The sequence below is a fragment of the Patescibacteria group bacterium genome (assembly GCA_028707495.1).
Taxonomy (GTDB): Bacteria; Patescibacteriota; Patescibacteriia; order UBA2591; family JAQWAS01; genus JAQWAS01.
This window is the reverse complement of the sequence record JAQWAS010000003.1, coordinates 45,113-71,811: the sequence shown is the minus strand read 5'-3', so window position 1 is coordinate 71,811 and position 26,699 is coordinate 45,113. Positions and strand designations below refer to the sequence as shown.

General features: G+C 31.8%; 27 protein-coding genes, 1 tRNA gene and 1 other annotated feature. Of the genes, 5 read left to right on the top strand and 23 right to left on the bottom strand.

Annotated elements, in window-relative coordinates:
• Nucleotides 1-433 precede the first annotated feature (433 nt).
• Nucleotides 434-934 (bottom strand): nucleotide exchange factor GrpE, encoded by a 501-nt coding sequence (locus PHS07_01770; GenBank protein ID MDD4607054.1) that lies wholly within the window; start codon nt 932-934, stop codon nt 434-436.
• Nucleotides 935-938: 4 nt separating this feature from the next.
• Nucleotides 939-1,628, bottom strand: a complete 690-nt coding sequence (locus PHS07_01765) for a hypothetical protein (protein MDD4607053.1) — start codon at nt 1,626-1,628, stop codon at nt 939-941.
• A gap of 436 nt (nt 1,629-2,064) precedes the next feature.
• On the opposite strand from PHS07_01765, the gene PHS07_01760 reads away from it, so the two are divergent.
• Both PHS07_01760 and PHS07_01755 read left to right on the top strand, forming a co-directional pair.
• Nucleotides 2,065-2,475, top strand: coding sequence for a hypothetical protein (locus tag PHS07_01760; GenBank protein ID MDD4607052.1), 411 nt, complete (start codon nt 2,065-2,067; stop codon nt 2,473-2,475).
• Nucleotides 2,476-2,812: 337 nt separating this feature from the next.
• A complete protein-coding gene (locus PHS07_01755; protein ID MDD4607051.1) occupies nt 2,813-4,387 on the top strand; it encodes a T9SS type A sorting domain-containing protein in 1,575 nt (524 codons plus the stop codon).
• A 62-nt stretch (nt 4,388-4,449) separates the two neighbouring features.
• Here the strand turns inward: PHS07_01755 and PHS07_01750 are convergent, their stop codons facing one another.
• The 16 genes from PHS07_01750 to PHS07_01675 form a co-directional block, all read right to left on the bottom strand.
• Nucleotides 4,450-5,490 carry a DNA recombination protein RmuC gene (locus PHS07_01750; protein MDD4607050.1) on the bottom strand — a complete coding sequence of 347 codons (1,041 nt, stop codon included), beginning with the start codon at nt 5,488-5,490 and terminating at the stop codon, nt 4,450-4,452.
• A gap of 44 nt (nt 5,491-5,534) precedes the next feature.
• A complete protein-coding gene (gene pduL / locus PHS07_01745; GenBank protein ID MDD4607049.1) occupies nt 5,535-6,104 on the bottom strand; it encodes a phosphate propanoyltransferase in 570 nt (189 codons plus the stop codon).
• Nucleotides 6,101-7,081 (bottom strand): carbohydrate kinase family protein, encoded by a 981-nt coding sequence (locus PHS07_01740; GenBank protein ID MDD4607048.1) that lies wholly within the window; start codon nt 7,079-7,081, stop codon nt 6,101-6,103. The genes pduL and PHS07_01740 overlap by 4 nt, the downstream gene beginning before the upstream one ends.
• A 31-nt stretch (nt 7,082-7,112) precedes the next feature.
• Nucleotides 7,113-7,616: a hypothetical protein gene (locus tag PHS07_01735; GenBank protein ID MDD4607047.1), complete on the bottom strand. Its 504-nt coding sequence runs from the start codon at nt 7,614-7,616 to the stop codon at nt 7,113-7,115.
• A gap of 618 nt (nt 7,617-8,234) precedes the next feature.
• Nucleotides 8,235-8,308, bottom strand: a tRNA-Gln gene (locus tag PHS07_01730).
• A gap of 57 nt (nt 8,309-8,365) precedes the next feature.
• Nucleotides 8,366-8,662: a GIY-YIG nuclease family protein gene (locus tag PHS07_01725; GenBank protein MDD4607046.1), complete on the bottom strand. Its 297-nt coding sequence runs from the start codon at nt 8,660-8,662 to the stop codon at nt 8,366-8,368.
• A 209-nt stretch (nt 8,663-8,871) separates the two neighbouring features.
• Nucleotides 8,872-9,960: a DNA polymerase III subunit gamma/tau gene (gene dnaX / locus PHS07_01720; protein ID MDD4607045.1), complete on the bottom strand. Its 1,089-nt coding sequence runs from the start codon at nt 9,958-9,960 to the stop codon at nt 8,872-8,874.
• A gap of 44 nt (nt 9,961-10,004) precedes the next feature.
• Entirely contained in the window at nt 10,005-10,730 is a 726-nt protein-coding gene (locus PHS07_01715; protein MDD4607044.1) for a hypothetical protein, read from the bottom strand.
• A 32-nt stretch (nt 10,731-10,762) separates the two neighbouring features.
• Nucleotides 10,763-11,293, bottom strand: coding sequence for a class I SAM-dependent methyltransferase (locus PHS07_01710; protein ID MDD4607043.1), 531 nt, complete (start codon nt 11,291-11,293; stop codon nt 10,763-10,765).
• Nucleotides 11,294-11,297: 4 nt separating this feature from the next.
• The gene (scpB, locus tag PHS07_01705; GenBank protein ID MDD4607042.1) at nt 11,298-11,843 is read right to left on the bottom strand and encodes an SMC-Scp complex subunit ScpB; all 546 of its coding nucleotides are present in this window, start codon (nt 11,841-11,843) and stop codon (nt 11,298-11,300) included.
• Nucleotide 11,844: 1 nt separating this feature from the next.
• A complete protein-coding gene (locus PHS07_01700; GenBank protein MDD4607041.1) occupies nt 11,845-12,546 on the bottom strand; it encodes a segregation/condensation protein A in 702 nt (233 codons plus the stop codon).
• 1 nt (nt 12,547) lies between these two features.
• Nucleotides 12,548-13,195, bottom strand: coding sequence for a YbaK/EbsC family protein (locus PHS07_01695; protein MDD4607040.1), 648 nt, complete (start codon nt 13,193-13,195; stop codon nt 12,548-12,550).
• A 20-nt stretch (nt 13,196-13,215) separates the two neighbouring features.
• Entirely contained in the window at nt 13,216-13,518 is a 303-nt protein-coding gene (locus tag PHS07_01690; protein ID MDD4607039.1) for a hypothetical protein, read from the bottom strand.
• Nucleotides 13,519-13,554: 36 nt separating this feature from the next.
• Nucleotides 13,555-14,220 (bottom strand): HD domain-containing protein, encoded by a 666-nt coding sequence (locus PHS07_01685; protein ID MDD4607038.1) that lies wholly within the window; start codon nt 14,218-14,220, stop codon nt 13,555-13,557.
• A gap of 22 nt (nt 14,221-14,242) precedes the next feature.
• A complete protein-coding gene (gene aspS, locus PHS07_01680; GenBank protein ID MDD4607037.1) occupies nt 14,243-15,631 on the bottom strand; it encodes an aspartate--tRNA ligase in 1,389 nt (462 codons plus the stop codon).
• 10 nt (nt 15,632-15,641) lie between these two features.
• Nucleotides 15,642-16,076, bottom strand: a complete 435-nt coding sequence (locus PHS07_01675; protein MDD4607036.1) for an NUDIX domain-containing protein — start codon at nt 16,074-16,076, stop codon at nt 15,642-15,644.
• Nucleotides 16,077-16,788: 712 nt separating this feature from the next.
• On the opposite strand from PHS07_01675, the gene PHS07_01670 reads away from it, so the two are divergent.
• A complete protein-coding gene (locus PHS07_01670) occupies nt 16,789-19,218 on the top strand; it encodes an ATP-grasp domain-containing protein (protein ID MDD4607035.1) in 2,430 nt (809 codons plus the stop codon).
• A 1-nt stretch (nt 19,219) separates the two neighbouring features.
• Nucleotides 19,220-20,113: a GNAT family N-acetyltransferase gene (locus PHS07_01665; GenBank protein ID MDD4607034.1), complete on the top strand. Its 894-nt coding sequence runs from the start codon at nt 19,220-19,222 to the stop codon at nt 20,111-20,113.
• Between the two features lie 507 nt (nt 20,114-20,620).
• Here PHS07_01665 and asnS read toward each other — a convergent pair.
• From asnS to PHS07_01650, 3 genes are read right to left on the bottom strand one after another with little or no spacing between them, the layout of a single operon-like run.
• Nucleotides 20,621-21,916, bottom strand: a complete 1,296-nt coding sequence (gene asnS / locus PHS07_01660; GenBank protein ID MDD4607033.1) for an asparagine--tRNA ligase — start codon at nt 21,914-21,916, stop codon at nt 20,621-20,623.
• An 11-nt stretch (nt 21,917-21,927) separates the two neighbouring features.
• Nucleotides 21,928-22,338, bottom strand: coding sequence for a tRNA (adenosine(37)-N6)-threonylcarbamoyltransferase complex dimerization subunit type 1 TsaB (gene tsaB, locus PHS07_01655; GenBank protein ID MDD4607032.1), 411 nt, complete (start codon nt 22,336-22,338; stop codon nt 21,928-21,930).
• Nucleotides 22,328-22,906 carry a winged helix-turn-helix domain-containing protein gene (locus PHS07_01650; protein ID MDD4607031.1) on the bottom strand — a complete coding sequence of 193 codons (579 nt, stop codon included), beginning with the start codon at nt 22,904-22,906 and terminating at the stop codon, nt 22,328-22,330. Before PHS07_01650 ends, tsaB begins: the two co-directional genes overlap by 11 nt.
• A 57-nt stretch (nt 22,907-22,963) precedes the next feature.
• Here PHS07_01650 and PHS07_01645 point away from each other — a divergent pair, with 57 nt between their 5' ends.
• Nucleotides 22,964-25,123: a hypothetical protein gene (locus PHS07_01645; GenBank protein ID MDD4607030.1), complete on the top strand. Its 2,160-nt coding sequence runs from the start codon at nt 22,964-22,966 to the stop codon at nt 25,121-25,123.
• Nucleotides 25,124-25,197: 74 nt separating this feature from the next.
• Here PHS07_01645 and rplL read toward each other — a convergent pair whose 3' ends face one another.
• Together rplL and rplJ are read right to left on the bottom strand one after the other, a co-directional pair.
• The gene (gene rplL / locus PHS07_01640; protein MDD4607029.1) at nt 25,198-25,668 is read right to left on the bottom strand and encodes a 50S ribosomal protein L7/L12; all 471 of its coding nucleotides are present in this window, start codon (nt 25,666-25,668) and stop codon (nt 25,198-25,200) included.
• Nucleotides 25,669-25,717: 49 nt separating this feature from the next.
• Complete coding sequence (gene rplJ / locus PHS07_01635; GenBank protein MDD4607028.1) at nt 25,718-26,242, bottom strand: 50S ribosomal protein L10; 525 nt, start codon at nt 26,240-26,242, stop codon at nt 25,718-25,720.
• 275 nt (nt 26,243-26,517) lie between these two features.
• Nucleotides 26,518-26,648: a sequence feature (ribosomal protein L10 leader region), on the bottom strand.
• Nucleotides 26,649-26,699 lie beyond the last annotated feature (51 nt).

Genomic DNA, 26,699 nt, shown 5'->3' with positions numbered 1-26,699 from the left:
TGACATAGATATCATGATTCGACGCTAGTCTCCGACTTTAAATGTCTTTGAGCTAGTTCGAATAAAATTAATTTTTTTATTTATTAAAATATTATTAAAAATCCACCCTTTGTCGTCCTAAAATAACTCCTTGTCATCCTGAACCGACAACTGCCATTCTGAACAAACAACTGTCATTCTGAACTCTAGTCCGCCAAATCGGAGGATGTTTCAGAATCTGTTGGCACTTAGAGTGTCTTTTTTAAAGAAACGTTTATTCTGATTTCAGATCCTGAAATAAATTCAGGATGACACTTTTTAAACCGGTCATTCTGGAGCGGAATGAAATGGAGCGATAGAATCCCATTGTTTTAGAGATCTGCCCTCAGGATTCTATCGTTCCGCCTGCCGAATCGTCCGCCAGCTGGCGGATCCACTTTAGAATGACAGCGATTTATTTTTGATTAACAATCACCTTAGCTGGACGAATAACTTTATTTTTTAAAGTATAACCAGCTTGAATCTCTTTAACAATAATTTCATCTTCTAAATCCACGTGTTCTTCTTGACCAATCGCTTCGTGCAATTCCGGATTAAATTTTTCTCCCACCGATTGAATCGGTTCAACTTGTTTTTCTTTTAATAAATTTTGTAATTGATTTTTAATATGGGTAATACCAATCACCCAATCACTCGCTTGTTGCTCTACCGGAAGATGTTCCATGGCTTTCAAAAAATTATCATAAATTGGCAATAAATCCATAATCAAACCCAAATTGGCAAATTCGATTAAACTCGATTTTTGTTTATTAAAATCATTTTGTAAATTTTGATAATCTGCCTGAGCTCTTTTCCAGCCGTTTAAATTTTCTTCGACTTGTTGTTTTAATTCATTAATCTGCTGTTGTAATTCTTTATCCACTACCCCTACTGATAATTTATCTTTTTTTGACATAAGATTATTTAATTAACTCTTGGATATATTTAATTAAACCTAAATTTTTACCATAATCCATTCGCATCGGCCCTAAAATTCCCAACAAACTATCGTTGCAATTAAAATTATATTTTGTAATAATCGTACCGCAAGCCTCACCGAAGGGATTTTGATTACCAATTAAAATTTGTGGCTGTTCAGTGACCTGATCAAAAATATTTTCTAAAACTTCATCAAAGTGATCAATAACTTCTGATAAATTACAAACTAAATTATATTCTCTAAATTCGACTTGGCTAAATAAATTAGCGACACCAGTATAATAAAAATCTAAGGGTTTAAAAGCAATAAAGACTAAACCCTGTGAAAATTCTGCCAAACCCTTAGCTAAATTTTTTAAAATTTCCCGTTGATCTTGAAAATCTGTTTTAATTTTTTCCAAAACTTGTTTTTCTTTACTGGAAATTTTTTTAATTTCTAACAAATTTTTAATATAAAAATCATAACCCTTGATGGTCGGGATTCTTCCGCCTGAAGTATATGGATGAGTTAGATAACCTTCCTCTTCTAATTCAGCCATTCGGTTGCGAATTGTGGCTGAACTCATTTTTAAACCATACTTATCCACAATCAACTGCGACGCTACTGGTTTGGCGCTGTGAATATGTTCTGCAATTATTTGGCTCAATAAAGCCATTTTTTCTTGATCCATAATTTTATATTTCCTTTTAGCACTCTCTTACTTAGAGTGCTAATTATATTATAGCATAGCTTCAAAATAGGTCAAGAGTAGGAAAGTCATCCCACTTCTCTTTCCGTCATCCTCACGAAAGTGGGGATCCAAGGTTAGCTAATAGATATTTTGCTTTAAAAAATACTTTTTAGATTTAACAATACTTATTCTAAAATAAAATACTTATTTTTTACCCTGGATTCCCGGTCACCTGCCCGCCAGCGGGCGGGAGCCAGGAATGACGGCGAGAGAAACGTTTAACGCTGAATCCTGTCTACTGACGGGTCAGCTGGCAAACGATTCGGCGGTCAGAAGGGATGATCAAACTATTCACCCAACTCTTGACATGTTTACAACAAAACGCTAAGATGACAATACAAACAAAAAACAATCGCAACTTAAAAAAGGAGATATTGTGTTAGCTCTGGAAAAATTGATTGGCAAAATTCCAGCTTTAATTGCTCGTTATTTAGCTAATAAAATTACAGAAGATGAAATAAGAAAAAAACTAAAATCTTTCGACGATTGGTTAATAATTTGTGAAAAAATTTATCCATCTTCACAACTTGCAGCCGACCTCATAGCTCTAGCTCTTCGAAGAATGACCGAGAAAGCGGAAACCTTTAAACAATGGCATCTTATACACAAACATTCTAATAAAGGCTCAAGGTTCCAAAAAAGAGCTTTAGAAGAAATGGCCGAAAGGGCATCCTCTCTTGAAGAATGGGCTATACTTTACGAATTAGCTACGCCAAAGACTAAGTTTATGACAACGACTCTTCAGAAACTCGGCGAATTTGAAGATGCTGAAGCTTCGGACGAATAAATCGTCCTCAACCAGAAAGGGACTCCTTGTGGAGCCCCTTTTTTTATTTTCTATTTTGTTTTTTAGATTACTCTTCTTTTATTTTAGGTTTATCTAATTGTAAAGTTTCAAAATTACCTTCGCCGTCTGTTATTTTAATCACGTCTTTATCAATTGCCAGCTGGCAGGTGCGACCTGCCAGAATAACAATTTAACAACGGGATTGCCGCATCCTCCGCCTCTCGCAAGAGGCGGGGTCATCGCAATAACACCTCTACCCTTGACAAGTTCATAAACATGTACTAAGATAATAACACAAACAAAAAGTCAATTGCAACTTAAAAATTTGGGAGGAAAAATGAAAAAGATGTTGATCTTGGTGAGTTTTTTACTCACCTTTGTGGGCTTGTGTTTTGCCCAGACAACAATCGAATGGCAACGTTGTTATGGAGGAAGTAATAGTGACAACGGATCCTCTATCCAACAAACATGTGATGGTGGATATATCATATCAGGAAACTCCAATTCCAATGATGGTGACGTGAGCGGACATCACGGCATTACTGATTGTTGGATAGTCAAAATCGATTCATTGGGCTCAATCGAATGGCAGCGTTGTTATGGAGGAAGTAACCGCGATTATGGATCTTCTATCCAACAAACATGTGATGGTGGATATATCATATCAGGAAACTCCAATTCCAATGATGGTGACGTGAGTGGAAACCATGGTTATACTGATTGTTGGATAGTCAAAATCGATTCATTGGGCTCAATCGAATGGCAGCGTTGTTTGGGCGGAAGTAATATTGATGAAGCCTTCTCTGTTCAACAAACACATGACAAGGGCTACATCGTGGCAGGTCATACTTTTTCTAATGATGGTGACGTGAGTGGTAATCATGGAGCCTATGATTTATGGATGGTCAAAATCGATTCATTGGGCTCAATCGAATGGCAACGTTGTTTGGGCGGAAGTAATCACGATTATGGATCTTCTATCCAGCAAACACGTGATGGTGGATATATCATATCAGGAAGCTCCAATTCCAATGATGGTGACGTGAGTGGAAACCATGGTTATACTGATTGTTGGATAGTCAAAATCGATTCATTGGGCTTAATCGAATGGCAGCGTTGTTATGGTGGAAGTGATATTGATAAAGCCTCCTCTGTTCAACAAACATATGACAAGGGCTACATCGTGGCGGGTTATACTTTTTCTAATGATGGCGACGTGAACGGAAACCATGGTTATACTGATTATTGGTTACTTAAACTTAACTCATCAGGTTCGATCGAATGGCAGCGTTGTTATGGCGGAAGCCATAGTGAATTTATGCAATCTATCCGGCAGACAACTGATAATGGATATATTGTGATAGGTTATACCGGATCCAACGATGGCGACGTGAGCGGAAACCACGGTCATAGTGATTATTGGTTACTTAAACTTAACTCATCAGGTTCGATCGAATGGCAACGTTGTTTGGGCGGATATGGAGAGGACTTTGCATATTCTGTCCAACAAGTAGCTGATAATAACTATATTATAACGGGCTATTCTGGATCCGTTAATGGCGATGTAAGCGGAAACCATGGCAATAGTGATTGTTGGATAGTTAAACTCTCTTCAGAAACGGGAATAATCCAAAATATTAAACCACAAAAATTTTCAGTCAATACCTGTCCCAACCCATTTAACTCATCAATCTACATCTCCTACTCCATTCCAACCAATCAAGGAATATCTATCGACATATACAATGTTAGTGGTCGAAAGATCAAAGCCTTCAAAAACGCAAATCAACAAGGACAAATTGTCTGGAATGCGACCGATCAAAACGGTCAATTAGTTCCTTCTGGTATATATTATGCCGAAATCCAAACTGGCAATACAACAACCAGTCGTAAATTAGTGCTCATTAAATAAAAATCGAAAAAAGTGACTCCAGGTGGAGTCCTTTTTTATTTTTATTGTTTTAAAACTATTTTTTATTCCTCTTTTAATTTAGGTTTATCAAGTTGTAAAATTTCAGCTTGACTTTCTCCTCCCGTGATTTTAACCACATCTTTATCAATCTTTTGTAATTCCTTGTCAGCTGAATTATAAGCATTGACGGTTGTCGCTAAATTATTGCCAACTTTTTTAAAATACTCATCATAAGCTAAAAGATGTTTTTGTAATTTTTCAACATTTTTTTGAATTTCTTTAGCATCTTTTTCTATTTTTAAAGCCCGCAAACCCTGAAGTACAGTTTGTAAATAAGCAGCAAAGGTCGTTGGCGAAACAATAACAACCTTTCTTTCATTAAACGCATAATCAATTAAACTACGCGTATTGGCTTTAATTGAACCTACCTCATTAACTAATAAATCATAATAAATTCCTTCAGCTGGAATATACATAAAAGCAAAATCAAGTGTCCCCTCTTGTGGACGAATATATTTAGCAGTTTCATCAATGCGTTTTTTTAAATCATCTTTAAAAGATTTTTCTAATAAACTTTTCTTTTCCGGATCTGTCTCATCAATAATGCGCCGATAATTTTCTAAAGAAAATTTAGCATCAACTGGCAATAAATTATCTTTAATTTTAACAACCGCATCGACTGCTTCACCGTTTTTAAAGTGATACTGCATTTCAAAAGCTTGGGGTGGTAAAATATTATTTAAAATCATTTCTAATCCAGCTTCTCCCAAAGAACCACGATTCTTTGAATTGGTTAAAACCTTTTCTAAATTTTTTAATTGTTCAGTGAAACCCACAACTTGTTTATTTGTTTCCTGCAACTCAACCACCTTTTCAGTTACACCTTTAATTACATTTAAACTTTGGGTAAACTGATTCTGCATTTGACGACTTGATTCACTTAATTTACCATCAACTTCTTTGCGCATCTCACTTAGTTGATTTTGTAATAATAACATTGATTCTGGTTTTTCCTCTGGTTGTTGATTTTTTTTAAATTGCCAAAAAAGCGCTGTAAAACCAGCGATTAAAATTAAAATAATAATAATTGAAAATATATCCATAAATTTATAAATCCTAAATACTAATATTAAAAAATTAAATTAACTTATTCAACAATAATTCCCTCTCCGATTTTATCAATCCCAGCTGCATTGCCCTCATCAGTGTCAATATGCATTCGCAAAACATAACCCAAGCCTACTCTAATTTTAACATGATGAAAAGTTAAACCACGATTATTATAATTAACCATCACTGAAACTTCTTGACCATTTTTTAAATTATAATTTTCAGCATTTTCAACATCAGTATGAATATGTCTTTGAGCTATAATTACTCCCTCCTTTAATTTAACACTTCCCTTTGGTCCAATTATAGTGACGCCAGGCGTGCGCACTAAATAGCCCGACAAGCGTAATGGCGGATTTAATCCTAGTTTAATTGAATCTGTTCGCGAAACTTCAACCTGCGTTTGATCACGTAATGGCCCAATAATTCTGACGTTTTTAAATTCACTTTGATTCGTTTTAATTATGACTGTTTCTTTGCAAGTAAAATCTGTTTTTTGAGATAATTGTTTTAATTTGTGCAATTTATAACCATCGCCAAAAAGCTTGTTTAAATCTTTTTGACATAAATGAGCGTGCCGAGCTGAAACTTCAATAATTATTTTCATATTTTTAATTCTGCTTTAGTTAATAATCCGTTTTGAGCTCCCACTTGTTTTAAAACTGAAAAACTATTTTTCGTACCGGCTTGCAAAGATTTTTTAAAATTTACACCCTGAATATACTGACTCAAAAAACCCGAGGCCAAGGCATCTCCAGCACCAGTCGTGTCTTTAGCTTTAATTTTAGCAACTGATTGAAAATAAATTTCACGACCATCAAAGGCATAAGCGCCATTTTCTCCATCAGTAATAACAACAATTTTTGAGCCATGAATATACAATTCTTTAAATAATTTTTCAATCTCTCGTGTTTTTACTCCCAGAGATAAAACCAATTCTATGGCTTCATCTTTATTTAAAAATAAAACTGAGGTTTTTTCTAAATACTTCTTTATTTTTTTATAACCAGCAGAAATTTGTCGACTACCAGGATTCCAAGCTATTTGATATGTTTCTTTGGGGTTAAAAATTATTTTTAAAATATCTTGCCAATTATCACCGCTCAATGATGAAACAAAAACCCAACTGGGACTTATTTTTTTAAAAACATTTGGTGTGACTTGTAAATAATTATTTGCTCCGCGATATAGAAAAGCCACATGCTCTCCAGTTTGCTTTAAAGCTACAATAAAAGAAAAACCACTACCATATTTATTATCTTTTTGAATCCAATCTATTTTCACCCCCTGTTTTTTTAAATTTTGAATAATTTGCTGACCATAACCATCGTCGCCAACTCTAACCAAACAAGCCGTTTTTAAGCCTAATTTTTGAATACCAACAGCTACGTTAGTTGCCCCGCCACCAAAAGTAAAACAACTATCTTTAATACTAATCTTAGCGCCATATTCAAAACCCAACCATTGTTGACGAGTTAAATCTTGCGAAGTTTTAATAACTTTCCCCTCATTAGAATAAAAAGTGATGTCTAATGCCCCACCGCCAATAGTTAATAAATCAATTTTTTGTTTTTTTTGAGACATATGCTTTATTCTTTTTATCATATTATCATATTTAAAGCCCACACACATTTGTCATCGCCTCACAATCAAAAGCGCTAATCATACAATCAACCTTTTCTAAATTCCAAGCTCGACATTCTACCAAACACGATTCATATCCTTCATTAAATAAACTTTCAGTTGCGTTGGGAACTAAAGTTAGGCAAGCTGTAACATAATGACCACAAGCCGCCTCGCAATCATTAGTTGGCTCTGATAAATTTGGCTGTTCAGATTCTAAAATATTTTTAGATATAAATTCTAAAATTTCTGATATTTCTTCGCAATTATCAGCTTCTCTAATACTTTCTTTAGTTTCCTCTCGCCAATCAACACACTCATTCTTACATTCATTAATATCAATTAATTCTGGACACGTTTCTTTAATTTCTAAACATAATTCTTGACAATCTTCGTCAATTAAAACCTCAGTCTCTGGAATTTCAACTTTTTTACCGCAACCGCTGAGAGATAAAACTATAACCAACATAAATAAAACGAATAATAATTTTTTCATATTTTAGTAATTAAAAAATAATTTATATATTAACATTATACTATATTTAAAAATTTTAGAAAAGAAAAAAAGAACGTCTCGAAAAACATTCTTTTTTTATAAAAAACTACTTACTTTTTTTCTTTCTTTTTTCCTCAAGCATCTGTTTCTTTATTTTTAATCTTTTCGCAGTTTTATGAGGATGGGTTGTTTTAACACCACCAAGTGCTTTTGCTCTTTTAGCCATAAAATTAAATTTATATTTAGATTTAATTATTATACTATATTTAAAATTTTTAGGAAAGAAAAAGGGCGTCCTCGTGAACGCCCATTTTTGCAGAACCGATCGAAATCCAAGAATTAGGATAACTCCAAGGGAAGAGTTAACTTGATTCCTTAGCTTTCGATATCGACGGTTCCACTACCAATCCCTTTTTCATGTTACCTCCTTCGAAGGTTGTTAAAGGGCTTTGTTTTAAAAAATACATTACTTATTAAGTATAATATATATATATATAATCAAGTGGATAAGTTTATTTTAATAAAAAATTAATCACTCACCCAATTGAATAAATGTTTAAAAAAATAAAATGAGGTTTAATTTTAAAATTTAAAAAACGCTTGAAGCGTTTTCTAAATTGGCTCGGGGGGAGGGAATCGAACCCCCATTGACAGGACCAAAACCTGCTGTCCTACCATTAGACGACCCCCGAACGTATTGTCATTCCCGCGTAGGCGGGAATCCAGTGTTTAATTGGTATAATAAATTTTTAAAGTAAATCATCGTATAAATCTCTCCAGTGTGAATTAAATTCTTCAATTAATCTAATCTTCCAAACTCTACGCCATTTTTTAAGTTGTTTCTCGCGTTCTAAAGCTAAATTAATGTCATTATATTCTTCATAATAAACTAACCTATTGATTTTATATCTTTTTGTAAAGCTATCTACTACGCCTCGTTTGTGCTGATAAACTCTTTTCTTAATCTCTGAAGTTACTCCTACATATAAAGTACCATTGCGTTGACTAGCTAGTATATACACATAATACTTTTTTCTAAAAAACATTTTATATGACTAATTTTTGTTTTATTAAATTTTAAGCCTGAACTGATCTACCCTGGATCCCCGCCTACGCGGGGATGACACTTAGATTGATAATTGTAAAAGAAGAGAAGGTATTTTAAAAAAGTCTTTTGTAAATCTCACGGGATTCTATATGTTTCACTCACTACGTTCACCTGCTCCAGAATGACAGTTTTTAATTTTATCAAAAATTATTCTCCGGTTTTCAGCACCAACAATTCTAAATTTAGCTGTGGTATTAAACTATAATCTATTTTATTATACGTGTCAAGCGTTAAATCTAAAACTTTAATTAAATCCTCTTTTTGAATTTGCTGACTTAATTCTTTTAATTGTTCCTCTTTCTCTTTATCTAAACCGATGCCAAATTCTTTTAAATTATCATTTATTTGAATCAACATCATTTTACGTAAAACCTCAATCATGTCAGTTATAAAAGTTTTCAAATCAACCCCCTCCTCTACCATATGATTGATTAATTCAATAGCTGCTTGACTTTCTTTTTTAACTAAATGCTCCATCATTTGAATAACCAATTTAAAATCTGAGCGTGGCAAAACTAAATCTAACTGTGCCATACCAATTTCCTTCTCTCCTAAAGAAAAAACTTTTTGTAATAAACCAATTGCATCACGCACCGAACCCTCTGAATGATAACTAATATTTTCTAAGACTTCTTGATCTGTTTTAACTTTTTCAGCTTGGGCAATCGTTTGCAACATTTTAATAATATCTTCGGTTTCCACGCGCTTAAAATCAAAACGTTGGCAACGCGAAATAATAGTTTCGGGAATTTTATGAATCTCCGTGGTGGCTAAAATAAAAATAGCATAAGCCGGGGGTTCTTCTAATGTTTTTAATAAAGCATTAAAAGCCTCCGTCGTTAACATGTGAACCTCGTCAATTATAAAAACTTTATATTTACCATGACTAGGACTAAAACGCACCTGATCGCGTAATTCACGAATTTCATTAATGCCACGATTTGAAGCTGCGTCAATTTCAATTAAATCTAAAAAATTTCCTTGATTAATCGCCGAACAATTAGCACACTCATTACAGGGATTTGCTTCATTTTTTTTCCGATTTAAACAATTTAAAGATTTGGCTAAAACCCGAGCAGTAGTTGTTTTACCAACTCCACGCATTCCAGCAAAAAGATAAGCATGAGCTAATCTACCACTTTTAATTTCATTTTCAAGCGTTAATTTAATATGTTTTTGGCCAACGATTTCATTAAAATTTTGTGGCCGATATTGTCGATATAAAACTGCTGACATAAAAAAAATAAATAAATTTGTTTTTTAATTTTTTAAAAAATATATTACCAGTCCTGCATCAAATCACTAAAAATTGATTGTCCGTCTTTTAATGTTTCTATTTGATCTGACTTGATTAAATTCTCAGGCGCCGAATCTAGATTACCTTCTTCTTGAAGTTGTTTAAGTTTTTCATCTAAAATAACAGCTGGAATATCACCAACGCGTTCTAAAATGTTCTCTAAAGCGGCCCATTGACTGATTTTACTCTCTGGTAAAACTACAATGACTTCATCGCCCGTTTTAGCTTTAAAATAAGTTACACTCGCTGTTAAAATTTGATAAAGCTTGCCTTCAACTAAAACATAATAATCTCCAGTTTCTTCATCTTTAATTAAAGTGCCACGCAATCTAACTCTTTTTTGTGGAGAAATTTGTTTATAAATAAAAGTACCATCAGCTTCAATAGTTAATTTTAAAATATCACCTTCAACCAATTTTGATTTTGAAGCATAATTAACCGGCACGCTGTAATGTTTACCGTCAGGTCCAATCATTTCCTGTCCAGTAAAAACTCCTTCGATAATTTTATGATCTCCCTCTTGAATGTTTTTACCAATTTGTCTAGCTCGTTCAATGTGTTGATACAAATTCGAATCTAAATCGTTTTTTTGCGTATTTAAAACTGCCGAAATATCAGAAATATTTTTCTGCAGACTTTTGAGTAATTTTTTTAAGATAATGGTTTTATTTTCATCATTATCTAAATTGTAATTTGGCGTTTTGGCCATTTTTATTTTTATTTTATTTTTATTTTATTTTTTTATTTTTGATAGAGATAGATAGCAACTGCTTGCTCGTTGGGTTTGTCGATAATTTTGGGTTGCCAATCTAGTATTGGAAAAGCATAGGAAACAACTCGACCGCCAGATTTTAATTCTTTATCTAATTTATGAGATAACTTTTTCATGGCTTTGGCTGACAAAAAACAAATTATAACATCAGCTTCTGACACGTTTTTGTGATATAAATTACCTAATTTAACTTGGCTTCTTGACCAAACTCCGGCAAATAAAGTTCTAATCTGAGAAATTAAATATGGTAAAAGAGCAATTTCTATACCCACAACTTGAGCATCATATTTTTCAGCCGCCTCAACTAAAATTCGGCCATCCCCGCAACCCAAGTCATAAACTTTCTCATCGGGTTTAATTTGAGCCAAGTCTAAAATCCGTTTAACATCATTTTTCCACATTGGCACCCAAGGCGCTGCTGATAGACTTGCCAAGGCTGATGAGCCAACAATTAAAAAAATAGCAATCACCACCAAAACAAATAATAGATAAACCAGCATAATTTTATGAATTAGAATTTAAACCCTCTTGTATTAATTTTAGCAAATTCTCATCATTGTGCAACTGTTCAAAATCAGGTAAATTTTCGACTTTATTCACACCTAGATATTTTAGAAAATCAAAACTAATTTGATACTTAACCTGTTTATTTTCAGTTACCTCCTCTGCTAGACCCTTAATCATTAAATTCCGTAAAATTAAACTACAATTCACGCCACGGATTTGATCTAATTCTAATTTATCGATTGGCCCGCGATAAGCTAAAATACTTAAAGTTTCAATAGATGGCCAAGTTAATTCACTAGTCATTTCTTCTTTTAAAAAATCGTTCACTAATTGACTGTTATTGTTGTGAGTGACTAATTGCCATTGAGAATTGTTATTTAATAATCTAAGACCCCTATCATTTTCTTCATATTCTTGACTTAATTCATGAAGACTTTGATTTATTTTGGTTTCATCAATTTTCAAACTATTTTTAAAATCTTTTAAACTTAATGGCCGATTGGTAATAAAAAGTAAACTTTCAATTTGTGATTTAAGTGACATATTATTTTTTTCTTTTAATTAAAATTTCATCAAAAATTTCAGCCTGTTCAACTTCAATAAAACCTTGTTTATTTAATTCTAGAATAGCTAAAAAATTTACAATTGTGTCTAATTTTTCTTTAGCTAATAAATGGCTAAATTTTAGTTTAGTTTGAGTTAAAATAATCTCTTTAATGTGTTTAATTTTTTCTTGCAGAGAAATTAATTTTTTTAGTGTACGTTGAGGTAATTTAATGATCGGTTGAATATTTTTTAAAACCGATTCAAAAGCCATTTTTAATTTTGGGAGGTCAACGTTTTTGGGTGGATAAAAGCCCTGAATTTTAACATTGATTTTAGTGCGACTAAAGGCCAACTGACCAGTTTTAAGTATTTTATCAATCTTTTTAGCGGCCTCTAAATATTGCCGGTAAATTTTTAACTGTTTTTCTAAAGCCAATTCGTCTTCATCGTTTTCATCGCCATTTAAATCTAAGTCTGGTAAAATCAATTTTGATTTAATATATAAAAGTCTCGCAGCTACCATTAAAAAATCAACTAATTCTCCGGTTGTAATGTTGTCGGTTTGGTTGATGTAATTTAGATATTGATCAGTAACTTTAAATAACGACACCTGACTAATATCTAATTCTTCTTCTTCGATCAATTTTAGTAGTAAATCCAGGGGTCCCTGAAATTGCTCTATTTCAACTTGATAGGCCATATTATTTTTTAATACCAAAACTGCCCGAAACCGGCTCAATTAATTTAACAAAATCTTTAGTAGTTAAACGTAACGATTGATTAAAATTCCCCGACTGTAATAATAATTTGGGGTTCTGAATTAATTTTTTTTCTAAATATACTGGGGTTTTGTATAAAATACCAAAGGGTGTGATTGCACCTGGTTTGATTTTGAATTGTTTAACCATGTCCTTTTCTGTCGCAATACTAACTTTTTTTGCACCGATAATTTTTTTCAATTTGGTAAAATCTAATTTTTGATCACCGCCCAAAACAACCAAAATGTAATTTTTGTCTGCCTTAATCACTAAAGTTTTGGTAATTTCCTTGGGCTTAATTTTTAAAGTCTGAGCCAAGTCATAAGCCGTAAAAACTGTTTTGTGTTCTTTAATTTCATATTTAATTTTATGTTCATTTAAAATTTTAATCAATTTATCAGAAATTTTAGTTTTAGGCATTTTAACCTTAGATTTTTTATTACCAACCCTTTTTACCTGTTTCTTAATTTTAACTTTTTTATTAACCTTTTTAATTGGTTTCTTTTTTATTTTAACAATTTTCTTTTTAGGAGTTATTTTTTTCTTAATAGCTTTTTTTTTGATTGTTGTTTTTTTCTTTTTAATTGGCATAAATTTTTATTTTAAATTATTTAAATTTTAAACGGTAATTTTTTCTGTTCGCCAAGCAATTTCTTGGTTAATTTTCTACCTTCAATGGTTAATTTGATTTGCCGTAAATATAATTTATACTGCGTTTTCTCGCCAAAACCAATCAACAAGCCCTTATCAATTAAACGTTCAATGCTTTGAGTTATAATTCTTTGTTGATCTTCTGTTTTGGGCGCTAGCTGACAATTTTCATAAAACTTAACTAAGTCACATCGGGGATATTTCCCCTTTTTACTCAAATAACAATCTATCAAAATAAATTTTTGGAGCTTAGATAAGTACATAAAATTAACTCAAAGCTTAAAACTCAAATGTCAAATCTATAACAACTTGACCTTATTAATTTCCAAAGTAAAATCATAACCTAAATATTCTGCTGACTTACGACAATAAACCATGCGTTGAGTAAAAATTTCAAAATATTCCATAATCGGCACAATCTGCATATCAATTTTTAAAGATAATTTGATTTCTTTTTTCTTAGCATCAATTTTTAAATTACTTTGCGTAGTAGCATAATTAACCCGATCATGAATGTCATGTTTAATTTTATTTAATAATTTAGTCGTCACTCGCGAACGATGAACATCTGATTTATCTGCTAAAACCACAATGGCTGAAATTTTGTTTGACAATTTCATTTCGTCTTTATCATGATTCGCAATAGCTTGGATAATTAAACCTAATTCATGTGGTTCGGCTTGATTTAAAAATAATTGTGAAAATAACATCGCCCCCCAATAATGATGTTGCGTACGACCCAAAAAATTACCCATATCATGACAATAACCAGCAATAGCACACATTTCCTGCTCTGATTTTGATAAACCAATTACTTGGGCTACGGTTCTGGCTCGATCAGCTACTAATTTAGCATGACGAAAACCATGCTCTGTATAATCCTCAACATCTAAAACCTCTCCCGTGCGATTAATAAATTCCTGTACGTAAGGATTCTGTATAACTTGTTGTAATGTTAATTTCATAAAATTGTAAAATTAAATTTTTTTATTTTTTACTTTTTAAATTTAAATCTCCCCACTGTTTTTCATCAACTTCGCTCGGAGCATCCATCATTAAATCTTTAGCATCGGTAGTTTTGGGAAAGGCCATGACTTCGCGGATATTCGGTTCGCCAGCCAATAACATTAAAATTCTGTCCAAACCCGGGGCAATTCCGCCATGTGGTGGCGCACCATACGAAAAAGCTTCTAACATATGACCAAATTTTTCTTGAGCTTCTTGTTCGTCAATGCCAACTAATTTTAAAACTTTCTTCTGAATTTCAGCATTATGAATCCTAATACTCCCCCCACCCACCTCATAGCCATTACACGCTAAATCGTGTTGCCAAGATTTAACCTTGGCTGGATCAGTGTCTAAGAGTGGAACATCCTGTTCTTGTGGCATAGTAAAAATATGATGATGCGGGTCCCATCTATTTTCTTCTTTATTAAATTCAAACATCGGCCAATCTAAAATCCACACAAAAGCCATTTCTTTGGGATCGTTTTTATCTTTACGTAAATCTGGTTTATCAGTACCATATTTTTCCATCGCTTCTTTATAAGTTAAACGCTTGAACGGTTTAAAAGTTAAATGACAATCCGTTATTTGTTCAACTAATTGAGTAAATAATTCTTCAGCTAAATTTAAAATATCTTCTTGATTACAAAAACTCATTTCAATATCCAATTGGGTAAATTCTGGCTGGCGATCACCTCGCGAATCTTCATCACGAAAACAGCGCGCGATTTGAAAATAACGTTCAAAGCCCGCCACCATCAATAATTGTTTATACTGTTGTGGCGACTGTGGCAAGGCAAAAGCTTTACCCGGATATAATCTCGATGGGACTAAATAATCTCGTGCACCTTCTGGTGTAGATTTAGTTAAAATTGGTGTTTCAATTTCATAAAAACCTTTTTGACCCAAAAAATCACGAATAAATTTAATAACTTTATAGCGTAAAATTATATTGCTTTTAACTTTGGGACGACGTAAATCCAAATAACGATATTTTAAACGCAATTCTTCATTTACATCCTTAAATTCATCTTTATTAATTTCAAACGGCAGGGTCTGGGCTTTATTAATTAATTTAATTTGTTTAATACTAATTTCAACTGCGCCAGTCGCCGAATCTTTTTTAACTTGATTGTCTGGCCTTTGATTTACCTGACCAATTATTTCCACTACATCTTCGGCGCTTAATTTTTTAGCTTCTTCAAATGCTTCCTTATCTTCATGCCAAGTTACACATTGAACAATGCCCGTCACATCGCGTAATTCAATAAAAATAATTTTACCCTTATCGCGTTGAAAATGCACCCAACCCTTGAGTAAAACTTCTTGATTAATATTTTTTATTGTATCTATAATGTTTGTTCGTTGCATATTGTTAAATTTAAATTTTATTTCTAAAAAAATCCACCACTGGCTTAATATTCTCCGCGCAATTTGACGGTAAATTATCAATATCATGCCATTCAAATTCTGTAATATCTCGTCCTGCTTGTGGCTCACCATTTATAATCTCAGCTAAATAGTGAATTAAAATTAAAGTTTCTTTTTTATCCCCCACTTCCCTATTTAAAATAATTATATACGGCTCACTTTTTAATTCTACATCAACATTTAATTCTTCTTTAACTTCTCGAATGGCTGTTTGTTCAAAACTTTCATTAGATAAAACCTTACCACCGGGAAATTTCCAAAAATCATCATCGTGTTTATCTAATAAAACTTTATTATCTTGAATAATAACTGGCCCCGAAGCAATCGTAATTAATTCCTCTTCGCCTTGAAGATTAAAAATTTTTAAATGTTTAAATTCAGTCATATTTTTTTAATAATAACACTTTCATTATATCAAACTCTTTAAAAATAAAAAAGGGCGCAACCTGTGCGCCCCTATTAGCCTTGTCAGCACTCAAGTGCCTAGGCGGAGATAACCTCGATGCCCATAATTAGAATGGGCGGTGATCTTCTCATAAAGACCTCCTGGGTTAAAATGAACGGTTAACGATAGCCATCGCTTTTAAAGCAATTGCTATTTACAATGTTGCATCTTTGGGGTTCTCCTAATCGCAGGATACTATCCGATGCTAAGACCGTCTGAGACAAATAGAACCTTTTTCATACGAACCTCCTTGTTCAAATTAAAGAACTATACTTTGACACCTAGTGTCACCCAATACTAATCCATTCTTTTCTCATAATTTTCCTTTCTCAAAAATTAAAGAATAAATTAACGCTATTAATTTTATCATATCAAAAATATAAAAAATTTCAAGTGAATAAACATCTTTGCATTCTCTTGTTATTTTGTTTATATGTTTATATGTTTAGATGTTATTAACAATTGACTATTTATCTGAGTACGTTTATAATTATGTTAAGTTTTAATTTTATTAATGAATAATCAATCTTGTGTTGGTCATCCCAGCACTAACTCATTAACCGAGGCGGATTCAGACGACCCCGGGGATAATCAAATTTCAAGAACCTAAATTTTTATGGTCTAGGTTCTTTTTTAATTTTAATTTTTTAAAATGAACAATCATTTCAATCCAACATCTTATGCCGATCAAACTTTATTATTAGTTAATACTGGTTATTTTAGAAAAAGATTTATTGTCCAAAAATTAAAAAAACTCGGTCTCAAACTGGTAATTTTAAATAAAGAAAAAAATTGGGCGAGCCAATATGCTGACCATTGGATTTTGGCCGACACCAATAATCACACTGAATCCATTCAGGAGGTTGATAAGTTTATCAAAGAAAATCCTGATATTAAAATCAATGGCGTGATTACTTTTTGGGAAGATGATGTTCTATTGACATCTAAATTATCTGATAAATTTCAGTTTATTGGCATTCCTCATAATATCGCTAAAAAATTTAGAAATAAATATTTATTTCGAGAATTATGTTTAGAAAATAATATTCCCTCTCCTAAACATAAATTAATTCATTCAAAAGAAGATCTTGAATATGTAGCTCAAAATTTTAATATGCCATTGGTCATAAAACCAACCTATGGATCAAGTAGTGCCTTAGTAATTAAAATTGAAAATGTTGATGAATTAAAAAATATTTATAAATTTGTCAAAAAAAATATTTCAACTTCCGTCGAATCAGCTTTAAATAATGGCTTAGATATTTTGATTGAAGAATATATCGAGGGTGATGAAGTTGATATTGATATTTTATTACAAAATGGCAAAATAAAATTTTATTCTATCTCAGATAATTATAAAACTAACGAACCATTTTTTATTGAAACTAAACATACCATCCCATCAAGCCTGCCCGAAAATGATCAATTAGCCTTAATTCAATTAGCGGATGAAACTCTAGAAAAATTAGGCGTGCAAAACGGTTGTATTCACTTTGAAGCTAAGTCAACCCACAATGGTCCGGTTCCCCTGGAAGTTAACTTGCGTATGGGTGGCGATGAAATTTATTCTTTTATTAAAGAAGCCTGGCATGTAGATTTAATTGAAAATGCCGTTAAGATAGCTTTGGGAATTTATTTGCCTAAAATTTATAAACCCGAAGATCCCTATACTTATTTATGCGAACAAGATTTTCTGGCAGATTATTCTGGTGCTTTAGTTCAAATTAATATTGATCCAGAGTTAAAACAAAAAAAATATTTAAAAGAAATTAACTTTTTTAAACAAATTGGTGATCCAATTTTAGCTCCACCAGAAGGTTATGAAAATTTGGGATGGATCTCTGTCACCGGAGAAAATTTATTAGATGCTCAAGATAATCTAAACGAAGCTATTAAAATGGTTCATTATGAAATCGCCAAGTTTGACCCAGCTTCATCAATTGGTAAAACATCGCGTAAAAGTAGATTTTCATTTTCTGCTTTAAATAAAGATATTATTATTGGTCATAGTAAAATCGAAAAAATTCGGCGCATGAGTATTCAAAACCAACGCAATTTAAAAATTGGCATTGCTTGTAATCTGTTTGATGATAACACTAGTGAAGTTGAAAAAGATTTAACTTCAGTTGGAAAAAATATTGAAAAAACTTTATTAGAGCGTGGTTATCAAATTAGTTTTTTTGATTTTAATAATGTGGGTCAAGTGGTTAATGATTTAAAAAATAGCGAAATTGATTTGGTTTTTAATGTTTGTGAACGCATTAATAATTCCAGTTTATTAGAGCCTCACGCCGCCGCTATCTTAGATTCTCTGCAAATCCCCTACACCGGATCCAATCCCTTTACCCTATCTTTGTGTATTGATAAAATTCGAGTAAAAAAATTATTAACCTATCACAATATTCCCACGCCTAAATGGGATTATGTGTATGATTTAGAAGATGAAATTCGTGATGACTTTAAATATCCATTAATTGTTAAACCAGCTAACACCGATAACTCTATTGGTATTACTAATAATTCGGTCGTAACCAATCCTCAAGAATTACAAAAACAATTACGTAAAATTTTGATCGATATTGGCCGACCAGCTTTAATTGAAGAATATATTGAGGGCGATGAATATGATGTTTCAATTTTAGGGAGCGAAGAAGATGATCTTAGAATTTTACCACTTTCACGTTCAATTTTTGATAATATGCCTCAGGGTTATTGGCATATCTACCCCTTTGAAGCTAAATGGAATGAAGACCAAGCTTATAACACTATCATTCGCCAACGACCACCACAAAACATTAGTCATAAATTGGCCGATCTCTTGGGTGAAATTGCTTTAGATACTTATAATATTTTAGACTGTCATGATTATGGCCGAGTTGAAATTCGAGTTGATAAAAATAACAATCCTTACGTCTTAGAATTAAATCCCAATCCATCAATTAATTTTGGAGACTGCGTACCCGCTTCAGCTGAATTAGTTGGCATGGATTACGGCGACTTTTTGGAAGAGATTATCCGTCTAGCTATCAAACGCTACAAAGAACGTCCACCCTATTATCATCTCCAACCTAATATTATTTAAAATGTCTAAAATTAATTTTGAATGTATTCACGACTTGCCAACAGCCAAACAACTCTGGCTAGAATTCAGTCCAGATAAAATTATTTATGATAATTGGGATTTTCGCTATTGTTTTTATCAAGATAATCAATTTGATTTATATTTTTACGTTGGCCAAATTGACGGTAAAAATATTGGCTTATTGCCTTTACAATTTAATACTCGCCGTCATTGTCTAGAATTTTTTGGTAGTGCTTATATGGAAGATAATCAAGTTTTTATTAAACCCGAATATGAAAAATATATTCCTGAATTTTATCAACTCATCAATCAACAGACTCAATTAGAAGATATTATCGGTCGTGACAGCTTCACTCAATCTTTAGAATTGTTAGAATATAAGTATGTAGCTGACTTGTCTGATGTTAAAAATTTAGATGATTATTTAAAAAAATATTTTCGCAACAAACGTCGCAAAAATTTATTAAAAATTATTGAAATAGTCGAAAATAAACAACCCCAAATTTTTTACGATCAAAAAGAGGATTTATCAAGATTAATGGAACTCAATCGTAAAAATTTTGGCGAAGAATCAAGTTTCAGCGATCCACTCTTTACTAAAGTCTTTGACTATTTAATGTCGATTAATTTGAATTTTCATTTAATTACTATTGTGATTAATAATATTAAAGAGTCTGTTTCTTTAGCAGTTAAATATAAAGATACTTATACCTATATGAACGCTGGCACTAATAAAAAAGACCATCCGAATTTAGGGTCATATATAAATTTAAAAAATATTGAACTGGCTATTAATTTGGGTTGCAAAACGTTTGACGCCGGAGTTGAAGATTTAGGCTGGAAAGAAAAATGGCATCTAGACAAAATATCACAATATAAATTTTATAAAGATTAAAAATGCATAAAAAAAATTAAAGAATGGCTTTGGCGTTATCTACCCGCTAATTTGTCCGCAACCATCTGCACAACTTTAGGAGCCTCTTTGATTTATTTAATTACAAAGAATAAAATATTAGCCGCTTACATGGGAACTATCGGAGATAATCTTGGTTATTATGGTTTTATTTTTGTTCGAGATATTATACAATCCAGAAAACCTCAAAAACAGAATTGTCAGTATAATCTAAAAAGTTTTATAAAAAACATTAGAAACATAGTTATCGAATTTGGACCGGCTGAAATTATAGATAGTTTGTTAATTAGGCCAGCGTGTATGTATTTTTTTCCATTGTGAATTAATAATTATAGTTTAGGTATAATTGCGGGTAAATATGTGGCTGATTTCGTCTTTTATATCCCGACTATTACAGCTTATGAATTAAGAAAAAAATATTTGAAAAATTAATATTATTTAAATTTAAAAAGACTCCTCTTAAATTAAGGAGTCTTTTTTTATATATATTTACGGTCGCAATCTTGTCAACATCCTAGGGAATGGAATTGTTTCTCTGACATGTTTTAACCCACACGTCCAAGCTACAATTCTTTCTAAGCCATAACCAAAACCCGAGTGTGGCACTGAACCATACTTTCTTAAATCTAGATACCAACCGAAATCTTTCATTGGTAATTTATGATCTTGCATGCGCTTTAATAAAATTTCATAGTCATCTTCCCTTTGCGAACCACCAATAATTTCACCATAACCCTCAGGAGCTAATAAATCATCACACAATGCTAAATCTTGATCTTCTGGATCATGTTTCATATAGAAAGCTTTCATTTGGGCTGGGTATTTTTCAACAAAAATAGGCCGATCATATTGTTTGGTTAATAATGTTTCGTCAGCCGCACCTAAGTCCTCTCCTAATTTAATTTTTGAACCCAACTCCCCTAATTTTTTAATCGCTTCTTTATAGGTTAAACGGTTAAACGGTTTATCAATTTTTTCTAAAAAGCTAATGTCTCTTTCTAAAATCTGCAAATCTTCTATGTTTTTTTCTAAAACTCGTTGTAAGATATGATAAATTAAGTCTTCTTGGACTTTCATGTTTTCTTCATGTTCCGCAAATGCCATTTCGGCGTCCATCATCCAAAACTCTGTTAAATGCCGTCGCGTTTTACTTTTTTCAGCTCTAAAAGTTGGTCCAAAGTCAAAAACTCGATTATGACTAAAAATAGCTGCTTCAATATACAATTGACCACTTTGTGATAAATAGGCCTTTTCCTTGCCAAAATAATCTACCTCAAATAAAGTTGTCGTCCCCTCGCAAGCCGTAGGAGTTAAAATAGGTGCATCAATTTTAGTAAAACCTTGTTGATTAAAATATTCATATGTCGCGTTGATAATTGTGTTACGAACTTTTTGAATAGCCCATTGTTTAGATGATCTCAGCCATAAATGCCGTTGATCCATTAAAAATTCTGGACCATGTTCTTTTTTACCAATCGGATACTCTTCGGCAATTTGGATTAATTTTAAATCCTTAATTTCTATTTCATAACCATAAGGCGACCGTTTTTCTGATTTAATTTTGCCAGTCAGAGTTAAACTGGTTTCTAGGGTAATTTTTTGACAATCCTCCCAAACTTTAGGTGAAACGCTATTTTTAACTACGACACCCTGCACCAAACCAGTACCATCTCTGAACTGTAAAAAATAAATTCCACCGGATGAACGGTAATTAAAAATCCAACCTTTGAGAGTCACCTCCTGATTTAAATATTGTTCTACATCTTTGAGTAATATGTATTCCATAAAATTTTAAATTAGTGTTTAGTTTTTTTAATTTTTAAATCTTGGCCATATTTAGCCAAAACGATTATAGACGACTTTTTTTTAAATAATTTTTTAATATTATTAACTATCTTTGATAAATCTTTTTCCAGGGTACCAACGACTGGAATTTTTAAACTATAACCCAAAGCGTTGGCCAAACTTATGCCGACACGTAAACCGACAAACGAACCTGGTCCCTGCACAACAATAACACCCGTTAAATTTTGTAATTTAATTTTTTGTTGATTCAATGATTTATCTAAGTAAAATAAAATTTTGTCTGACTGTTTACCTTGAGATAAAATTTTAACCCGACTGACTATGCGCTGTTCGTCTAATAAAGCTAAAATTAAATATTCTCGCTGACTAGTATCAATAAATAAATACATTTTATTTGCCATTTAACTTATATTTGTCAATCAAAATTATCTTGCGTTGTTCTAAAATATTGAATAAAAATTTATCAGTTAAATCGCGTCGATATTTAAATTCATTTGGCGATAAAATAGTATAACGAATTTCTTGACCCACGTCTTTTTGAAACTTTTTCATTAAAAAATTTAATTTATTTTTGTTAAATTTACCCACAATTAAAACGTCAGTTGGACTATCACTGGAATTAACAAAAAAACCGCTTAAAACTAAAAGATTAGTTTGACCGATTTTATTTAAATCATTGATTAAAGGTTCTTGTAAGATTAAATGTGCTTTTTTTATTAAAGCCTTAATTTCCGGATATAAAACAAAGTCTCTATCAAGCTGATAATATTTTTTATCGTGTTCTCCCCGTAATTGACTTAAACTTTTTAATAAACCCAACTTTTCTAAATTATCTAATTCCCGCCTAACCGAATTAATGTGCAAATGTGTTTTTTTACCGATCTCTCTAACATAAAAAGGGCCCTCTTCATCAATGAATAGCTTTAAAATCTCTAAGCGCGCCTTTGAACCAAAAAGTTGTTCAAGCATAAATTTGAATTATTATTTTAAATATATTATAATATTAGAATATAAATATGTAAAGACATGTCTAATCAATTTTTAAATGATTTCGGTAAATTAGTTATTTATCACAAAAAAGAAAGCAAGGCTTTGGCGCAGGCTAATATTTTTTTACCGCCCAGCTCAAGCCAGTCAAAATGGGGACGTGTTTTTGTTGTTGCAAATTTATTGCTAGATAAAGAAAAAGACGTGGAAATTTTAAATGAAATTATTGAACAATTTAAAGACGACTATTACGCCTCAACCTTTTCTGATTTAGAAAAAACCTTTGAAAAGGCTTTACATAATTTTAATCAACGCTTGAGTCAACTCATTCACCAACACAATTTAACTTGGTTAAATCAAGGTAATTTTATTATTGGCGTTGTTAAGGGCAATATGGTTCACTTTAGCCAAAAGGGTGATATTCAAGCTTATTTATTACGACGCGGTATGTTTATGGATATTGTTTCCTCTTTAGGCGATAATGATAATAATGAACGAACGAATCAAACCATGTCACATTTAATTTCTGGTGATTTGAAGCTTGATGACAGCTTATTATTCTGCACTCAAAATTTATTTGATTATTTATCTCAAGAAAAAATAAAAAAATTCATCAATCAGTATACTGCCAATCAAGCCCTAGAATTAATTAAAAAAAGTTTAATTGAAATTAACAAGCAAATTTCTTTCGCTGCCTTGGTTATTAAACATCAGCCGCTACCTCAGACTGAAGAAATTTTTGATAAAAATGAAAACCCTCAGACCGCTTCGATGAAAAAACTAATTCATAAACAACAAAAAACCAGTGATATTTTACACCCGGGCTTTATAAATAATTTTGTTAAACCTAAAATATATAAATTTTTAAATCAATTTGCTCAATCTCAAGTGATTAAAAATTTTTACTCGCAAATTAAAAATTTAATCCAGAAAATCTCCTATCCAAAATGTTTAAAAAAATTTAAAAGAATAGCTTGGTTAGATAAAATCAAAACTAATAATTTTTTCCAGCATAAATTCTCTTGGTCATATTTAACTTTAATTTTTCAACCTAAAAAAATAATTCACCAACTTCAAAATAAAAAATTAAAACTTAAAACTTCGCCTCAAACTAGCAAAATTAGTTTATATATTACCCTAGGTTTAGCTTTAATTTTTATTGTTAGTTTAATTTGGTTAGGCACCAATCGTAGTTCAAATAATGTCGATTTTGAAAATATTATCCAGCAAATCGAAGAAAAACAAAATATCGCCGTTTCTGCTATGATTTATGACGAAGAAAAAGCTCGTTTACGATTAGAAGAGGTTGATCAAATTTTAAATGAATTGCCTGAAAAATTACCACGTAAATATCGCGACCAAATTCAAACTTTAAGCGAAAAAAATGCTGAACAACTTAATCAATTGCGTCATTTAGTTATCATCGACCAACCAACTGAAATTATTGATTTGTGGGCAACTGATCCATCTTTAGATAAAAATAACAAAATCGTTTTTAACGCTGGCCAACTTTATACTTGGCAACCTGAAAATTATAAAATTTATCAGATTAATTTAACCGATAATAAAATTAATCAAGTTGGTCAGGCAAATTACAATTTTAATTTAGGTATTACTGATAATAATCGCTTACTATTTTATAACGATAAAAAACTTAATCAATTTGATTCAACTAATCAACAATTAAATCAACTTGATTTTAACGCTGATATTCTAAGTGACCAAATACAAGACATAGGTTATTATCAAAATAAAATTTATCTACTTGATCCCGGTCAAAAACAAATCTTTAAATTTTATAAGACTGACACTGGCTATGGTAATGGCCAAGCCTGGCTGAAAGATGACATCGATCTTTCTACTGCCGTCTCACTAGCTATTGATGGTGCAATTTATATTTTAAATAACCAAAATCAAATTATTAAAATTTATACCGGTCAAATAGAAAATAATTTTAAAACCAATATTAAACCTGATTTAATTCAAGCAACTAAAATTTATACTCAAGAAAATTGGAATAATATTTATCTTCTAGATCCTGATTCGCAACGCTTAATTGTCTTAGATAAAGCTGGACGACTTAAAAAACAATACACTTCTAATAAATTTGACAATTTAAAAGACTTTGCGGTTGATGAAAAAAATAATAAGATATATTTACTCAACGGTAGTAAAATATATCAAATTGAAAATAAATAAAATTTTCTTAAAAAATAATCAATAAAAAAAAGACGATGCTCGCAAGCACCGTCTTTTTTGTTTGAATTCAATCTTTATTTTAAAGTCACCTTACCACCAGCTTCTTCTATTTTTTTCTTAATTTCTTCAGCTTCAGCCTTTTTAGCTCCTTCTTTTACTATTTGTGGAGCACCGTCAACTAAATCTTTAGCTTCTTTAAGACCCTTTTGGGTGATTTCGCGGACAACCTTAATCACACCGATTTTATTGTCACCAGCTGCGGTTAATTCAACGTCAAAACTGTCTTTTTCTTCAACAGCTTCAGCTCCCCCGCCAGCTACAACTCCCATCATAGCCATAGGAGCAGCGGCTGAAACACCGAATTTATCTTCTAAAATTTTAACTAATTCTGATAAATCCAAGACTGACATTTTTTCAATTTCCTCGACTAATTTTTTAAATTTGTCGGGAACTTCAACTTCTTTAGTTTCAACCTTGGACTCTTCTTTAACTTCTTCTTTTTTAGTTTCTTCAACTGGAGCTTGTTCGTCAGTTGGAGTTGTTATAGTTGTATTTTCTTCTGCCATAAGTTTATATGTTAATTATTAATTAAATTTAAGCTTTATTATCTTTAATTGCATTTAAAACGTAAACTAAATTACGTAGATTGCCTTGCAAGACATTCGCCAAACCAGAAATAGGTGCTTTTAAGCTACCGACCACTTTGGCCAATAATTCTGGTCGGGTTGGAATTTTTGCCAAGGCTTCGACCTTTTCAGCGGTGATAAATTGATTTTCAAAAATACCACCAACGATATTTAACTTTTCATGTTTCTTTTTAAATTCTGATAAAACTTTAGCTGTACTGACTTCGTCTCCATAACCGAAGGCTACCCCCAAACTTCCATTAAGTTCCTTAGTATTAACATTTTCAATCTTGTTTTCTTTAGCGGCTAAATTAAATAAAGTTTTAGGCGCAACCATGTAATCCGCTTGGTTCTTATTTAATTCTTGTCTTAATTCTTCTAATTCTTGCACGCTCAAACCATGATAATTCGAAAAAACAGCTGTTTTGATTTTAGCTAATCTATCTTGTAATTCTTGCAGAATATCTGCTTTTTGTTGTCTTGTTTTTGGCATAATATTTGTTTTAATTATAGTTTATTCTGTATTTTTACATTTTAAATATATATAATATCATTTTTTTAAAATAGATTTTAAATCCTAAATTCTAATATCCAAGTCCTAAACCTGGCCGTCATCCCCAACTTGATTGGGGATCCAGGGTTAATCCATAAATACTTTGATTAAAAAAATCTTTTTAAATTAAGTATATCCTATTCTAGGAAAAGTTTATCGCTTTCTACCCTGGATTCCCGCCTGCGCGGGAATGACAAAAAATTTAGAATTTAAGATTTAGAATTTAAAAATCTGTGGTTAAACCACAGACAGCTAGAATGAAATAAACAAAAAATAATTTTTGTTTTATTTGCCTCGGCGGGTCTTACTTTTTGCCCGCTGTCTGTGGTAATGTCTAAATTATAGCAGAATTAAAAATCCAGTCAAGTTTAGTTTTCCACAAGAAAAAACTCCAAAA